General features: G+C 71.7%; 14 protein-coding genes and 1 pseudogene. 4 read left to right on the forward strand and 11 right to left on the reverse strand.

Annotated features, from left to right (window positions below):
- Positions 1-246: 246 nt before the first annotated feature.
- From IE260_RS35005 to IE260_RS35045, 9 genes are all read right to left on the reverse strand, one after another.
- On the reverse strand, positions 247-1,683 hold the full coding sequence (locus tag IE260_RS35005; protein ID WP_189879356.1) for an aldehyde dehydrogenase (NADP(+)): 1,437 nt from the start codon (positions 1,681-1,683) through the stop codon (positions 247-249).
- A gap of 82 nt (positions 1,684-1,765) precedes the next feature.
- Positions 1,766-3,100, reverse strand: coding sequence for an MFS transporter (locus IE260_RS35010; RefSeq protein WP_189879358.1), 1,335 nt, complete (start codon positions 3,098-3,100; stop codon positions 1,766-1,768).
- The gene (locus tag IE260_RS35015; RefSeq protein WP_189879360.1) at positions 3,097-4,596 is read right to left on the reverse strand and encodes an amino acid permease; all 1,500 of its coding nucleotides are present in this window, start codon (positions 4,594-4,596) and stop codon (positions 3,097-3,099) included. The genes IE260_RS35010 and IE260_RS35015 overlap by 4 nt, the downstream gene beginning before the upstream one ends.
- A gap of 223 nt (positions 4,597-4,819) precedes the next feature.
- The gene (locus IE260_RS35020) at positions 4,820-5,821 is read right to left on the reverse strand and encodes a proline racemase family protein (protein ID WP_189879363.1); all 1,002 of its coding nucleotides are present in this window, start codon (positions 5,819-5,821) and stop codon (positions 4,820-4,822) included.
- On the reverse strand, positions 5,821-6,753 hold the full coding sequence (locus tag IE260_RS35025) for a dihydrodipicolinate synthase family protein (RefSeq protein WP_189879365.1): 933 nt from the start codon (positions 6,751-6,753) through the stop codon (positions 5,821-5,823). The genes IE260_RS35020 and IE260_RS35025 overlap by 1 nt, the downstream gene beginning before the upstream one ends.
- A gap of 47 nt (positions 6,754-6,800) precedes the next feature.
- Positions 6,801-8,282, reverse strand: a complete 1,482-nt coding sequence (locus IE260_RS35030; RefSeq protein ID WP_189879367.1) for an FAD-dependent oxidoreductase — start codon at positions 8,280-8,282, stop codon at positions 6,801-6,803.
- Positions 8,279-8,821 (reverse strand): (2Fe-2S)-binding protein, encoded by a 543-nt coding sequence (locus IE260_RS42870; protein ID WP_308434723.1) that lies wholly within the window; start codon positions 8,819-8,821, stop codon positions 8,279-8,281. The genes IE260_RS35030 and IE260_RS42870 overlap by 4 nt, the downstream gene beginning before the upstream one ends.
- The gene (locus IE260_RS35040; RefSeq protein WP_189879369.1) at positions 8,818-10,020 is read right to left on the reverse strand and encodes an NAD(P)/FAD-dependent oxidoreductase; all 1,203 of its coding nucleotides are present in this window, start codon (positions 10,018-10,020) and stop codon (positions 8,818-8,820) included. Before IE260_RS35040 ends, IE260_RS42870 begins: the two co-directional genes overlap by 4 nt.
- A 129-nt stretch (positions 10,021-10,149) precedes the next feature.
- The gene (locus IE260_RS35045; RefSeq protein ID WP_229881616.1) at positions 10,150-10,764 is read right to left on the reverse strand and encodes a helix-turn-helix domain-containing protein; all 615 of its coding nucleotides are present in this window, start codon (positions 10,762-10,764) and stop codon (positions 10,150-10,152) included.
- Between the two features lie 324 nt (positions 10,765-11,088).
- Between IE260_RS35045 and IE260_RS35050 the strand changes: the two are divergent.
- A pseudogene (locus IE260_RS35050) lies at positions 11,089-11,334 on the forward strand (glycosyl hydrolase); the annotation flags it as partial.
- A 560-nt stretch (positions 11,335-11,894) separates the two neighbouring features.
- A complete protein-coding gene (locus IE260_RS35055) occupies positions 11,895-12,263 on the forward strand; it encodes a hypothetical protein (RefSeq protein ID WP_189879373.1) in 369 nt (122 codons plus the stop codon).
- 130 nt (positions 12,264-12,393) lie between these two features.
- On the opposite strand, the gene IE260_RS35060 is transcribed toward IE260_RS35055, so the two are convergent.
- Entirely contained in the window at positions 12,394-12,699 is a 306-nt protein-coding gene (locus IE260_RS35060; protein WP_189879375.1) for a hypothetical protein, read from the reverse strand.
- A 137-nt stretch (positions 12,700-12,836) separates the two neighbouring features.
- Here IE260_RS35060 and IE260_RS35065 point away from each other — a divergent pair, with 137 nt between their 5' ends.
- Positions 12,837-13,709 carry a hypothetical protein gene (locus IE260_RS35065; RefSeq protein WP_229881617.1) on the forward strand — a complete coding sequence of 291 codons (873 nt, stop codon included), beginning with the start codon at positions 12,837-12,839 and terminating at the stop codon, positions 13,707-13,709.
- 84 nt (positions 13,710-13,793) lie between these two features.
- On the opposite strand, the gene IE260_RS35070 is transcribed toward IE260_RS35065, so the two are convergent.
- Positions 13,794-14,486, reverse strand: a complete 693-nt coding sequence (locus IE260_RS35070; RefSeq protein ID WP_189879378.1) for an SDR family oxidoreductase — start codon at positions 14,484-14,486, stop codon at positions 13,794-13,796.
- 137 nt (positions 14,487-14,623) lie between these two features.
- On the opposite strand from IE260_RS35070, the gene IE260_RS35075 reads away from it, so the two are divergent.
- On the forward strand, positions 14,624-15,223 hold the full coding sequence (locus tag IE260_RS35075; RefSeq protein ID WP_189879380.1) for a TetR/AcrR family transcriptional regulator: 600 nt from the start codon (positions 14,624-14,626) through the stop codon (positions 15,221-15,223).
- Positions 15,224-15,403: the final 180 nt, after the last annotated feature.

A 15,403-nucleotide genomic window follows, 5' to 3' on the forward strand; every position in this document is an offset into this window, starting at 1 on the left:
GCAGTGAGGCAGGTCGTGGCCGTCGTGGTCGAGGCGGGCGGCATCTGCTCGACGAGGACGGAAGAGCCGGTGGCGTACGCCTCGTCGTGGGGTTCCGCGTCGCGCGTTCCGTCGTGGGCCGGCCGGAGACCTCGGCGACGACCGACGTGACGGTCAAGGCTGCCGGGCGCATGGGCCGCCTGCGGACGGCAGCGTCGGTGCTCGGAGCACTGCCGGGCACCGACGCCTCACCGCCCCGTCGCCCCGCTATCCGCGCACCCGCTGCGGCACGCCCCACGGATTGTCGTCCCGCAGCGGCGGCGGCAGCAGTGACTGCGGCCACGACTGGTACGCCACTGGGCGCAGGAACCGTTCGACTGCGGCCGTGCCGACCGACGTGGTCGTGGGCGCGGTCGTGGCAGGGAACGGACCGCCGTGCTGCATCGCGTGGGTGACCGAGACACCGGTCGGCCACTCGTTCCACAGCACCCGGCCGCTGCGCTCGGCCAGCGCCGCGGTCAGGCCGGCGAGTTCCGCGGCCTCGCGGGGCTCGCCGTGGAGTGACGCGGTGAGCTGGCCCGGCAGCGCCGCCACCACGTCGGCCAGGTCCTCCGGGCGCTCGTACGTCACCACCAGACCGAGGGGGCCGAAGCACTCCTTCGCCGCCGTCTCGATGCCGGCGGCGAAGGACGCCAGATCCATGGCGAGGAGCCGCGGGCCGGCCGCTGCCTCGTCGTCCGGCCACACCAGCACGCGTGTTCCGGACTGCTCGGCGAGCCGCCGCGCGCCGTCGGCGTACGCCTCGGAGATCCACGGGCCGAGCATCGGCGCGGCCGGGACTTCGCGCAGGAGCCGGACGACCTCGTCCACCAGGTCGCCGTCGGCCGGGACGAACAGCAGGCCGGGGTTGGTGCAGAACTGGCCCGCGCCCAGGGTGAGCGAGCCGACGTAGCCCTGCGCGATCTCCGGGCCCCGGGCGCGGGCCGCGGCCCGGGTCACGACGACGGGGTTGACACTGCCCAACTCCCCGTAGAACGGGATCGGCACCGGGCGGTCGGCGGCGATGCGGGCGAGTGCGATGCCACCCCGCTCGGAGCCGGTGAACGCGGCGGCGCGCAGCGCCGGGTGGCGCAGTGCGTCGACCCCGGCCTGCTGCCCCTCGATCAAGCCGAACACTCCGTCGGGGGCGCCGGCCTGAGCCATCGCCTTGTGGATGATCTCGGCGGTACGGCGGGACAGTTCGGGATGGCCGGGGTGCGCCTTGACGACCACCGGGCAGCCCGCCGCCCACGCCGACGCGGTGTCGCCGCCGGCCACACTGAAGGCGAACGGGAAGTTGCTCGCGGCGAACACCAGGACCGGGCCGAGGGCGGTGCGGTAGCGGCGCAGTTCGGGCCGCGGGCCGGTCGGCCACTGCGGGTCGGCGCGGTCGATGCGGACATCGAGGAACTCGCCCGCCCGCACCTGCTCGGCGAACAGGCGCAACTGGAAGGTGGTCCGGGTCAGTTCGCCGTTCAGGCGGGGCGTGCCGAGGTGTGTTTCGGCGTCGGCCAGAGCGACCAGCTCCGTGCGCTCCGCCTCCAGGGCGTCGGCGACGGTCTCCAGGGCGCGGGCGCGGGCCGTCGGCGCGGCCTCGGCCCATTCCCGGGCCGCGGCGGTGGCCGCGGCCACCGCCCGGCCGGGTGCGAGTGCGACGGTGTTCATGGTGCTTCCTTCTCTGTTTTCCGTGAGGCCGTGGGTTTCATGGAGCCGTGGGTGAGCGGTGACGGCCGGCCCGCGTCGGCCGTCACTCGTCGGGCAGCATCGATCGCCTGCTCGTCTCCGGCATACGGGCGATCACCAGCAGGGCAGCGACCGAGACGGCGACGACGTACCACGCCGGTGCGATGGTGCTGCCGGTCTGCTCGATCAGGAAGATCGACAGCAGTGGCGCGGTGCCGCCGAAGAGCGTGAACGCCAGGTTGTAGCTGATGGACGCGCCCGAATATCGGGTGTGGGCGGGGAACAGCTCGACGAACGCGGCGCCGGCCGGGCCGAAGAACAGGCCCAGGCTGAACGCGAGCAGCCCTTGGCTGATGATCGCGCTCGTCAGGTTCGCCTGCCCGGCGAGCAGATAGGCGGGCACGGCGAGCAGCGCGTTCAGCGCGGCGGCCAGCTGCAGTCCGCGCTTGCGGCCTATGCGGTCCGAGAGGGCCGCGGCGAGGGGCACCGTGAGGAAGGTGACCGTCAGGGCGATGCTGTTGGACAGCAGCGCCGCGGACTCGCCCATCTTTATCGTGACCGTCAGATAGGTGAAGAAGTAGCCGGTCAGCGAGTAGTAGCCGAGGCTGGCGACGGCCGCGATGCCGAAGCAGACGCCCATCTCCTTCCTGTGGTCGCGCCACACGGTGCGGATCGGCGCGGCGGAGACCCGCTTGGCCTCCTTCACCGCGGCGAACGCCGGCGACTCGTCGACGCGCGTCCTGATGTAGAGGCCGACGACGGCGAGTGGTGCGCCCAGCAGGAACGGCACGCGCCAGCCCCAGGACTCGTAGTCACCACTGCTCGTGGCCCCGGTGAGGAACCAGACCAACAGGGCGGCCAGGACGGGCGGCAGGTTGGACCACGTGTAGACCATGCCGACCGCGAAGCCCCGCCGCTCGCGTGGAGCGTGCTCGGCGACGAACGAGTTCGAACCGATGGTCTCGCCCGCGGCCGAGAATCCCTGGGCGAGCCGCAGCACGACCAGCAGCACCGGCGCGAGGACGCCGATCATGTCGTACGTGGGAAGCAGCCCGATGCCCGTCGTGGCACAGCCCATCATCAGGATCACGCCGGCCAGCACCCGCTTGCGGCCGATCCGGTCGCCGAGGCTGCCGAGCAGGAACGCGCCGATCGGACGCATCACGAATCCGACGGCGTACACGGCGAAGGTGGAGAGCAGGGCGACGAACGTGTTCGCGTTCGGGAAGAACAGCGTGGCGATCACCGGTGCCGCGTACGCGTACACGGCGAAGTCGTACCACTCGACGAAGTGCCCGATCGCCGAGGCCGTCATCACCTTTCTGACGGTGCGCGGGTCGTGCCCGCGGTCGGCTCCGCCGGTGCGGGCGGAGCCGACCGCGGAGGGTTCGGCGGTCATCCGGAGCTCCCGTCGCGCTGCTCGGGCACAGTGGTCTGCGCCCCGGCCCGGAGCTTGTTCTCCTCCGAGTGACGGACGCCGAACACGAAGTAGACGACCAGCCCGACGGCCATCCAGCCCGCGAACCGCAGCCAGGTGACCGGGTCCAGGTTCGCGATCAGCCAGACGGAGAACACCACCCCGATGGCGGGGACCAGCGGCACCAGCGGGGTGCGGAAGGAACGCGGCAGATCGGGCCGCGTCCGGCGCAGCACCACGACGGCGATCGCGACGACGGAGAAAGCCGCCAGGATGCCGATGTTGGTGAGGTCGGCGGCCTCCCTGATGGGCAGGAACCCGGCGATGAACGCGGAGCCGATGCCCACCGGCCAGATCACCCGGGTCGGCACGTGGCGCTTGGGGTGGTTCTTCGCGAAGTAGCGCGGCAGCAGACCGTCGCGGCTCATGGAGAACCAGACTCGGGAGACCGCCAGCATGTTGGCGAACGCGGACGTGGTGATGCCGATGATGGCGCCGACCGCGACGACGATGCCGAGGCCGCCGAGACCCACTGCCGCGAGCGCGCTGGAGAACGGGCTCTTCATGTCGATGTCGCGGTAGTCCTGCATGCCCAGCAGCACGACGCACACCAGCAGATAGACGACGGCGGCGATGGCCAGCGAGATCACGATCGCCTTCGGCAGCACCTTCTTCGCCTCGGCGCTCTCCTCGGCGGCCGCGCTCATCGCGTCGTACCCGTAGACCGCGAAGAACGCGGTCGCGGCGCCGGTGAACGCGCCGCCGATGCCGAACGGCAGGAACGGCGTGTAGTTGCCCGCGGAGATGTGGAACGCGCCGGCGACGACGACCAGGGCGACGATGCCGAGCTTGACGACCACCAGCACGGTCTCGAAACGGGCCGATTCCTTGGTGCCCCGGGAGAGGACGAAGGCCAGCAGCAGGCACAGCGCGGCGGCGAACAGGTCGACCTTGTGGCCGGGGCCCGTGCCGGGCGCGCCGAGCATCCAGGACGGCAGATCGACGCCGATCCGCTCCAGGATGTACGAGAAGTAGCCGGACACGGCGATGGCCACCACCGCGACGATGGCGGTGTACTCCAGGAGCAGGTCCCAGCCGATCATCCAGCCGACCACCTCACCGAGCGCGGCGTAGGAGTACGTGTAGGCGGAGCCGGCCTTGGGGATGGTGCCGGCGAACTCCGCGTAGCACAGGGCGGCGGCGGTGCTGGCGATGATCGCGACGAGGAACGAGATCATCACGCCGGGCCCGGCGTCCTCGTGGGCCACGACCCCGGCGAGCGAGAACACGCCCGCGCCGACCAGACCGCCGAGGCTGAGGGCGACCAGCTGCCACAGGCCCATGGTCCGGCGCAGACCGCCCGCGCTCTCCTCCTCGGAGGAGTCGACGGGCTTGAGACGGAAGATTCCCTGCCGGGAGAACAGGCCCCCGCCGGGGGCCTTTCCTTCCCGGGGTATTACTGGAGCTGAACGGGACATGAGGGTCCCTCCGGTGAATACGTGGGAGAGGGGGACGACGGTCGCGTGCCCGCGGGGAGGGGCCACGCGACCGTGACGCTGTGCCCGGAGAAGGGCACGCGGCCGTGCGGGGTGCCTTGGTGAGAAGGGGCACCCGACCGTGCGGGGGCGCCCCCGGGGGAGAGGGGCACCCGACCGTGCGAGCGGTGTCGGAGGTGTCCGGCCGAGATCCGCCGGAGGCCCTTCAGAGCACGAATCCGTGCGGGAACGGGTCGCTCGGGTCGAGCAGATAGTTCGCCGTGGCGGTGATCCAGGCACGCCCGGAGAACTCGGGGACGACGGCGGGGAGTCCGCCGACCTCGGTGGTCTCAAGGAGCCGGCCGGTGAACCGGGTGCCGATGAACGACTCGTTGACGAACGGGGTGTTCAGCGGCAGCGCGCCGCGTGCGTGCAGCTGGGCCATACGGGCCGAGGTGCCGGTGCCGCAGGGAGAGCGGTCGAACCAGCCGGGGCTGATGGCCATGGCGTTGCGCGAGTGCCGGGCGGTGGAGTCGGGTGCCAGGAACTGCACGTGCTTGCAGCCGCCGATGAGCGGGTCGACCGGGTGCACCGGACGGTTCTGCTCGTTCACGGCCCGCATGATCGACAGGCCGGCGGCGAGGATCTCGTCCTTGCGCGCCCGGTCGAACGGCAGGCCGATCCGGTCGAGTTCGACGACGGCGTAGAAGTTTCCGCCGTACGCCATGTCGTAGGGGATCTCGCCGAGGCCCGGCACCTTGACCGAGGCGTCGAGTTCGAGCGCGAAGGCGTCCACATTGCGCAGGGTGACCTTCTCGGCGCGGCCGTCGGTGACCGTCACCCGCGCCTCGACCAGCCCGGCGGGCGTGTCGAGGCGGACCCTGGTCTCCGGCTCGGTGACCTCGACCATCCCGGTCTCGACGAGGACCGTGGCCACACCGATGGTGCCGTGGCCGCACATCGGCAGGAAGCCGCTGACCTCGATGTAGAGCACGCCCCAGTCGGCGTCCGGGCGGGTGGGCGGCTGCAGGATCGCCCCGCTCATCGCCGAGTGCCCGCGCGGCTCGTCGACCAGGAAGCGGCGCAGCCCGTCCAGGTTCTCCATCGCGTAGCGACGGCGCTCGGCCATGGTGTCCCCGGGGATCGGTCCCACCCCGCCGGTGACGACGCGGGTGGGCATGCCCTCGGTGTGCGAGTCGACGGCGCTGATCGTACGGACGGACCGCATCAGGCTGACTGCTTCGCGAGGGAGGCGATGGCGCGGGCCATGTCGGCCTGGACCTGCTCGCGCATCTGCGGGGTGAGCGGACCACGCGGCGGGCGGCAGGGGCCGCCGAACCGGCCGACCTGCTCCATGCCGAGCTTGATGGCCTGGACGAACTCGGTGCGCGAGTCCCAGCGGAAGGCGGCGACCAGCGGCTCGTACAGCGCCCGCGCCTCCTCCAGCTTTCCGGCGACGGCCAGGTCGTACAGGCGGGCCGACTCCGCGGGGAAGACGTTCGGGAAGCCGGCGAACCATCCGGTGGCGCCCATCAGCAGGCTCTCCAGGACGACGTCGTCCGCGCCGCTGATGACCTCCAGGCCGGGCGCCTGCTCCCTGATCTCCAGGACGCGCCGCACGTCTCCGGAGAACTCCTTGATCGCGACGACGTTGTCGATCTGCGCGATCTCCGCGACCAGGTCCGGCGTCAGGTCGACCTTGGTGTCGATGGGGTTGTTGTAGACCATGACCGGCAGGCCGACGGAGGCCACGGCCTCGAAGTGGGCCAGGACCTCACCGCGGTTGGCGCGGTACATCGTGGGCGGCAGGCACAGCAGCCCGTCGGCGCCGTCCTCGGCCGCGACCTCGGCCCAGTGCTTCGCCTGGTGCGAGCCGACGCCGTGCACACCGACGACCACGATGCCCGAGTCGCCCACGGCCTCGACCGCCGTCTGCGCGACCTTGCGGCGCTCGTCGTCGGTCAGGGAGGAGTACTCGCCCAGCGAGCCGTTCGGGCCGACGCCGTGACAGCCGTTCTCCACCAGCCAGCGGCAGTGGTCGGCGTACTTGTCGTAGTCCACGGCGAGACCGGCCGGGGCGGACGGGTCCTCGTGGTAAGGGAGGGCCGTGGCCACGACCACGCCGCCGAGGGACAGGGACTGCTTCTGGGTGTCGCTCATGAACTCTGCTCCTTGGGAGGGGAGTCGATGGGTGAGGGAGTCGAGGGTCAGGGGGTCTGGGGGGCGGGGTCCGCGAAAGGCGGTTCGGGGGCGGCGGCCAGTTCGCCGAGCCGGATGGGCTGGGCGATCGGACGCCGGTGGGGCACGGGTGCCGGGAGGCCCTCGACCGGGCGGCCGGCGGGCTCGTCCGACAGGCGGGCGTTCAGTTCGGCGACCGTGGGGCCGCAGACACGGGCCTGGCAGGGGCCGAGACCGGCCCTGGTCTCCAGCTTGGCGACCCGTGTCGCGGTGCTCGCCCGGTCGGCGGCCGCCCGGCGGATCGAGGCGTAGTCGGCCTCCTCGCAGCGGCAGACGACGGTCTCGGGGCGCAGCCACGCGGGCCAGGCCGCACCGATCGGGTGCGCCCGGGCCAGCCGTTCGGCGAACGCGCGGCCCTGGTCACGGCTGCGGCGCAGCGCGCGCAGAGCGGCGGTGCCCCGGTGGCCGCCCGCGGCGGTCCATCCGGCGAGCGCGCCCTCCGCCCGTGCGGCCGGGGCGCCCGCGATGCCGGTGATCTCGCCGGCCGCGTACACGCCGGGGCAACTGGTGGCCTGGTCGTCGTCGACGGCCACGAACTCGCCGCCCGGCGTGGTGCGCAGGGCGCATCCGGCGGCCACCGGCAGCTCCAGTTGCGGGCTGAAGCCGTGCGTGACGCACACCGCGTCGACCGCGACCGTGTGCTCGCTGCCCGGCACCACCGACCAGTCCGCGCGCAGCCGTGCGGTGACGGCCTCCTCGACCCGCCCGTCACCGCGCGCCTCGATCACGGTGCGGCCGAGGCGGTAGGGCACCCGGTGGCGGAGCAACAAGGCGGTGTACTCGGCGAGTTCACCGCCTTTGCCGACCTGCGCCGCGAGCTCCCACGGGCGCCGCGACCAGCCGCGGGCCACCGTGCGCGGCGTGTTGGCCTCCAGCACCTCCAGCACCTGGGAGCCGGCCTCCAGCAGCGAGGCGGCCACCGGGAGCAGGAACGGTCCGGTACCCGCGACCACCACGCGGTCGCCGACCACGACCCGCTCCCCCTTGGCGAGCGCCTGGGCCGCACCGGCGGTGAACACACCGGGCAACTCCCAGCCTGGGAAGGGCAGTACGCGGTCGTGCGCACCGACGGCGAGCACCAGCGCATCGGGATCCAGCGTCGTACGGCGCCGGCCGCCGCCGTCGGCCGGCCCGCGCAGCACATGGACGCGCGGCGGTCCGGGGTGCCCGGGATCCGGGCGCTCCAGGGCCCACACCGATGTCTCGGACCACCAGGCGCAGCGGGAGTGGGCGAGCACCCGGCGACGGCGCCGGTCGAAGGCCTGCCAGCCGTGCTGCAGGACCTCCGGGCGGGCGGCGTCGTACGCCTCGGGCAGCATCCGGTGGTACTGGCCGCCGGGCCGGTCCGCCGAGTCGATCAGCGTCACCCGGGCACCGGCGCCCAGCGCGGCCTCCGCGGCGGCGAGGCCCGCGGGCCCCGCGCCGACGACCACGACATGACGGTGTGTCATCGCTCCTCCGTTGCGGACGGATCGGACGTCTCCCGGTCGACCGGTGCCGGGCTTTGGCCGGTCTCCCGGTACGGCTCCGGCACGGTTTCCGGTTCGGGCGTGGCTTCCGGTTCGGGCGCGGCTTCCGGCTCGGGGGAAGCTTCCGGCTCGGGGGAAGCTTCCGGTGACGGCACGGTCTCCGACTCCGGCTCCGCCTCCGGCGAGACCTCCGGCTCCGCTTCCCTCGACAGGTCCGGCACCGGCTCACGGGTCTGGGTGGTCACCACGTCGCCGTCACGCGCCCGTCGGCGGCAGGCCCGTACGTCGCGCTCGTCGCCCACGGTCACCAGACAGTCGAAGCAGACGCCGATCCCGCAGAACACCCCGCGGGGAGCGCCGGAGCGTCCCCGGCGCCAGGCCAGGCGGTCGGCGGCGAGCAGGACGCCCGCGATGGTCTGGCCCGCGATGCCGTCGACGGGTTCGCCGTCGACGGTGATCCGCAGCGGCCGGTCCTGCCGCCCGACGGCGTCGGACTCGGCGCGGACACGTCTGGGGCTCATGCCGTCTCCTCACTCACAGGGAGGTGTGCGCCCTCGCCGAGCACGGCCGGACGGTCCACCCGGAAATGGGTGGCGTCCATGACCGCCGGCTCGCCGAGCATCAGATTCCGCAGCAGTCGTCCGGTGCCCACCGACAGACCGATCCCGGCGCCCTCGTGACCGCCCGCGTGCCAGAGGCCCTCCAGCCGCGGGTCGGCGCCGATGACCGGCAGATGGTCGGGGACGTACGGCCGGAACCCGCCGTACGCACGCGTCACCGGCACGCCGGCCAGCGTCGGGAACAGCCGCAGCGCCTTCGCGGCGACGGCCGACAGCACCTCGGGGCGCAGCCGGTCGTCGAACCCGACCCGGCGGCGTGAGGAGCCGATCAGTACGCTGCCGCCGCGGGTGGACTCCACGACCGCGGACGTCTGCAGATCCTCTGCGCTGCTGCCGACCGCGCCCACGTAGTCCGCGTCGTAGACCTTGTGGAAGACCGTCGGCGGCAGCGGCGTCGTCACCAGGACGTCGCCGCGCCGGGGCCGTACGTCGACCGGAGCGCCGAGGCGGGCGGACAGTTCGCCGGCCCAGGGACCCGCGGTGTCGACGAACCAGTCGGCCTCCACCGGGCCGGTCGAGGTGCGGACCGCGGTGATCCGTCCCCCGCGGGTGACCGCGCCGAGCACCTCGCAGCCCGTCCGCAGTCTCGCGCCGGCCGCGAGCGCGTCGCCGAGCAGCGCGGCGGCCGCTCCGGCGGGCTGCACCTGGGCGTCCTCGGGGTAGAGCAGGGCGGCGGTGTGCTCCCGGGTGACATGGGGCTCGGCCTTCGCGAGCTCGTCGGCGTCCATCACCTCGGCGCGTACCCCCGCCGCGCGCTGGTCGGCGGCGAAGCGGGTCAGCTCCCGGGCGCCGGCGTCGGTCGTCGCGACGACGATGCCGCCCTTGGGCTCCCATTCCACGGCCTGCGCAGCGTGCGCGGACCGCTCGGCGACCCGAGCGAGCACCTCGGGCCACAACGCCCGGGAGATCCGGGCGAGTTCCAGCTCCGGTCCCGGTCCCTTGTCGGAGACGAGCACGTTGCCCTCGCCGTGGGCCGTGGTCGCCGATGCGGCCGCGCCGCGCTCGACGACCGTCACCTCGAGTCCGGCCAGGGCCAGCTCGCGAGCGCAGGCGGCACCGATGATCCCGGCGCCCAGCACCGCAACCCGCGTTCCGTACATCGAACCCTCCTCGTTCGTTAAACCGAACGCCAGGAAACGTACGACGGTGTTCAGGACGTGTCAACGGTCACGTGACATCGATTGCCCTCGGCCGCCGCGGGGCTCTTCCCGGTCGCCGCCGCTGCGGCGTCAGTCCTCCGTCGAGGACGGGGTGCCGGGGGCCGCGTCCGACAGGTGCAGGCGCTGGTCCGCTCGGTACTGCAGCAGCAGCACCGAGCGGACGGCCTCGTCGGGCGCCGTGTAGCTGTGCGGGAGGGAGGCGTCGAAACCTACGTAGTCACCCGGCCCCAGTTCGACCTCCTGCCCCTCCACCTGCACGTGCAGCCGGCCGGCCTGCACGATGGTGTGCTCGGTCCCCACATGCCCGAGGGACTCCTGCCGGCAGCCGGCCCGTACTTCCTGGTCGAAGAGCTCGAAGACGGCATCGCCGGACTCGATCCGCTGCAGGGGGCGCAGGTCCACGCCCTCGCCGCTGAGCACCTCGGCCTCTTTGGCACGCACCACCGTGAGCCCGCTGGTGGGCCGGGCGTCCAACAGGTCGGAGATGGGCACCTCCAGTACGCGGGAGAGGCTGAACACCGTCTCGATCGTCGGATTTCCGGCCCCCGACTCCAACTGCGACAGCGTCGCCTTGCCGATCTTCGAGCGCCGGGACAGTTCGGAGATCGACAGCCCCCGCTCGGTCCGGACGCGCCGGAGATTGGCGGCCAGCATGTCTCTGACCGAGCCCTCGGAGACGCTCACGTTCTCCCCCTTCACTTCTGCTTGCGTTCGATATACCGTACGGCCATTCGTCATGTCCGTTCGCTATCCCGATCAGGATCGGGCCTCGTCTTGCGCTATTGCAAGAAGACGGCAGCACAGGAAGTCAGCAGTTCCTCGGAGGAGGAGCCCCGCTCCCCCCGCGAGTCGCCCGGTGGCCCGGCGGGCGACTCGCGGTGGGGTCGATTGCGGCCGGTTCGGCGACGAGCGGTCCGATCACTTCCGCCTGGCAACCGGCCGCATCACGCCGGGCGACCAGCCCAGCTCACTCCTGCGGCTCCTGACCCATGCCCGCCGCTCATGGCCGACCTCGCGGCCCGCCGCGTGCTGCTCCAGAAGTGTGAACTGGGCCTGCTGGACGAGGACTGGACCGCCGGGGCGCCCGGCGGGACCGGCCCGGTCGACCTGGACTCCCCCGCCAATGGCGCCCTGGCCCGCCGCCTGGCCGAGGAGTCGGTGGTCCTCCTGGACAACCCCGACGGCCTGCTGCCGCTCGCCCCCGACACCCGCATCGCCGTGGTCGGGCCCCGGGCCTGGCCGGCTACCGGCCTTGGTCGGCCGCTCGCGGATCTGGTCACCGGGGCAGGGTCGAGAAATCGGCTCGGTTCCGCTCGGTCGCGGTACCGGGAGGAGGCGGCAATGCTTCGGACGCGGCTGTGCCTGCACCACCACTTCGGCCGCGTCCTCGACCTGCCCCGCGAGGAGAAGGACCGGTTCGCCAGTCCCACCGGCCACCCCTACCGAGGCCGGCGCCAGTGGCCCGACGACTTCGGACGGCTGGAACTGGAGCGGTCCAACATCGGGCAGTACGACGACGTCCGCGCCGCCGAGGCCGCGGGGCTCTCACCGCGGCACGCCCCGCGACCCACCGCTACCAGGACGCGTTCGTCGGCGTCGCCGGCGTGTCCTCGCCCTGTACGCGCGCGTGCTCGGTCTCCTCACGGACAGCTACCCGTGAGAGCGTCCCCACCGTTTCCGTGATTGTCGGCGTACGCCCTGATTCCCCCAGCTGCATGCGGATGAACGTCCCCAGCTGTGCTCGCGGGTCGGGCATGGCGGACTCTGGTCGAGAGCGAGACGCTGCCCGGGACACCCGAACGATGAGACAGGGCATGGCGGCCGGATCGGTGGTCCAAGGCTGGGACGGCCCTTGGTACCGGATTCGTGGGGACGTCTCCGAGGCGTCGTTCCTGCCCAGTGAGGGCGAGTACTTGGACACGGCGGTCTGCAACGTCGATGTCTTTGTGGCTCTGAAGGACGGATCTCGCTGGTCCGAGACCATGTTCACCGTCGCGGAAGTCGAGCGCCCGATGAGACTCTGGACGGAGAGCGACGAACCTCTCGAAGGCCGGTACTTCTGGGTCTCGGACGGCCTGATCGTCCGGGATCCCGGCGTCGACAACATGGCCGACGTAATCACCGGGCTGATCGAGAACGGCGAGTTCTCCGAGATCTTTCAGCGGCTCATCGACGACCGATGAACCCGGCCGACCTGGGCAACGTGGGCTGTCAGGCCACGTCGGTGTCCCGCTCGAAGGCTTTCAGCCGGTTCTTGAGCCGTACTGAACTTGTTGAATGGAACCTGACTGGAGCGGCTTGTGCGATCCCCGCTCACCCGCGGCCTGCGCCGGGGATGGCGAGTTCACGGCCACGGTAGAAGCCTTCCCGCTCCTCCACGACATACGAAGCCATGGCGGCACGCCGCTGCGTCTCCGACTCCGAGGCCCGCCAGGAGTCGCACGCCTCTTCGGAGTCCCAGAAGGACACACCGGTGATCTCCTGTTCGTCCTGGGACCAGTACGCGAAGGCACGGTGCATGCCCTCCGGGTGGGTGGCCGGCCGCCACGCGTTCTCGAAATCATTGAGGGTGCCCGGCCGAATGCGGCGCGTCGTTACCCAGACGAAGTGTTCCTTCATACCAGCCTCCTCCGCTACGTCGGTCAGGCTTGTCGGTGCCCATGCGACCACGGTAGATCCGCAGCACCGATTGCGCCCGCGCGGCGATCTCACCTGCTACTGAGAACCCGGCACGCAAGACAGGACATGATGGATGTATGCCGACCATCAGGGAGGAGAAGCGCGAAATGTATGAAACCCGCACTGGTGGTGCCGAGGGCGCGTCGGACGGCAAGTCACGGTTCGACGACATCTACGACCGTCCCGACCCCCGCGCGTACTTCCAGCGACTGGCCCCGCTGGGGTACGAGATCCCCCATCATGCCCAGCCGTTCTTCCGGCAGATTGCGACCGACCGGGCCGCGCTCGACGACGGCCATCGGGGCAGGCCGGCGATGCTGGACGTGTGCTGCTCCTACGGGGTCAACGCCGCGCTGGTCAACCACGACGTCACGCTGGCGGAGATGTACGAGCGGTACACCTCCCCTGCTTACCGGACGATGTCGAGGAAAGAACTCGCGGCACGTGACAAAGAGTTCTATGCCGAGCGACGCCGACCGGACGCTGTAACTGTGTTCGGTCTGGACGTCGCGGCACCCGCCGTGCAGTACGCGCTTGAGGTGGGTCTGCTGGACGCGGCCTTCACCGAAGACCTGGAACAGGGCCCACCGGGCACCGGTCTCAGGGGCGCGCTCGCCGAGGTCGGCCTCATCACGCTGACAGGCGGCGGCAGCTATATCACCGCCCGCACGTTCACGGCACTGCTGGACGGCACCCGAAGGCCGGTATGGGTCAGCGCCTTCGTGCTGCGGACGGTGTCGTACCACCCGATCGTCCAGGCACTGGCCGCGCACGGTCTGAGCACCACCGTCGATGTCTCCCGCACTTACCCGCAGCGCCTCTTCACCGACGAGCGGGAACGTCGTTATGCGATCGAGGCAGTACGGGCGCTGGGAGGCAATCCCACCGGACGCGAGGAGGACGGGCGTTTCCACAGCCTGCACTATGAGTCCCGGCCCGATACGCGGTGACAGCCACGTGACCGGGCAGGGGCGTAGCAGGATCGCGTGTCCTTGCAGTAGAGACAGGGCGTGCCCCTGGAGGGCTCTGGAGACTCAGGCGGCGTTCGGCTGCGGCGTGGTGGCCAGGCTCTGCTTGACCTGCCGGGTGATCTCGTCGGCGACGATCTCAGGCAGGCCCGCCTCGATGCCGTCCAGGGTCTGGGCCGCGACGTCGGAGGCGGAGACCTTCTGACCGGCGGGGACATCGGCGGCCATGTCGGTGTCCATGTATCCGACGTGCAGCGCCGAGACGGTGATGCCGCGCGGCGCCAGTTCCTCGCGGCTCGCGCCGGTCAGCGCCCAGGCGGCGGCCTTGGAGGCGGCGTAGGAGCCGAGGCCGGCCGGATGGTACCAGGACAGAACGGACAGGATGTTGAGGACGGCGCCGCCGCCGTTGCCCTCGATGACCGGGGCGAAGGCGCGGGTCGTGGCGAGCGGGCCGAAGAAGTTGGTGTCCATTTCCCGGCGGACGTCGCCCGGGTCGCCGCCGACCAGGGTGGCGCCGGTGGAGATGCCCGCGTTGTTGATCAGCAGCGTCGCGTCGGAGGCGGTACGGGCGGCCTCCCGGACCGACTCCTCGTCCGTGACGTCCAGGCGCAGCGGGGTGACGCCGGGCAGGTCGACCGTCTCGGGGCGGCGGGCCGCCGCGTAGACCTTGGCGCCGCGCTCCACGAGCTGGGCGGCGAGGTGCCGTCCGAGTCCCCGGTTGGCGCCGGTGACGACCGCGACCGCGTTCTTGAGTTCCATGTCTGATCCTGCTTCCGGTTGTGGCGGGCGCCGTCCGGCCACCCGAACCCATCATTTTTAGATTACGGAGACAATCTAAACACCGGACTACGATAGATGCCAGTCGACATCCAAACGGGTTCACGTAGGAGGTGGCCATGGGCCGCGTATCGCAGGCGCAGGCGGAGGAGAACCGCAGGCGGGTCGTGGACACCGCATCCCGGCTCTTCCGGGAACAGGGCACGCAGGTCAGCGTCGCCGACCTGATGAAGGCGGCCGGCCTGACCCACGGCGCCTTCTACAAGCAGTTCGCCTCCAAGGAGGCACTCGTCGACGAGGCCACTGCCCACGCCTTCGCCGAGTTGGCCCGGCGCCACGCGGCCGGACTGGAGCGGTACGACGGGCAGCGCGACGCCGCCCAGCGCGCCCTGATCGACGCCTACCTCTCCGTCGAGCATCGCGACAACGCGGCGGACGGCTGCCCGGTCTCGGCACTCGCGGTCGACATCGCGCGCCAGGACGAGGGCAGCGAAGCCCGCCGCCGCTACGCGGAGGGAGTGGCCGACTTCGCCGCATTCCTCGGCCCCGCCGAAACCGCCGCCGGGGACGGAGACAGGGCCGCGGACAAGAACGGGGACGGCATCGTCCGGCTGTGCACTCTCTTCGGTGCGCTCGTCCTGGCCCGGGCCACCAAGGGCTCCCCGCTCTCCGAGGAGATCTTGACCGCTGCGCACGCGGCCCTGACGAAAATCAGCTGACCAGGCTGACCGGGGTTCCGGTCTCGGCACCGCACGGCGTGTACGCGCCGGTCGCACCCGCAGGCGACCGCGGCGCCCGGGGTCCGGGACGGAGGCATGGGGCAGACCTCGTCGGCTTCGATGCGTCTCAGGACACGGCCACCCGCGCCGACGGCCGGACATCGCGACACTCCGCGCTCT

The sequence above is a fragment of the Streptomyces viridiviolaceus genome (assembly GCF_014650995.1).
In the GTDB taxonomy this organism is placed as follows: Bacteria; Actinomycetota; Actinomycetes; order Streptomycetales; family Streptomycetaceae; genus Streptomyces; species Streptomyces viridiviolaceus.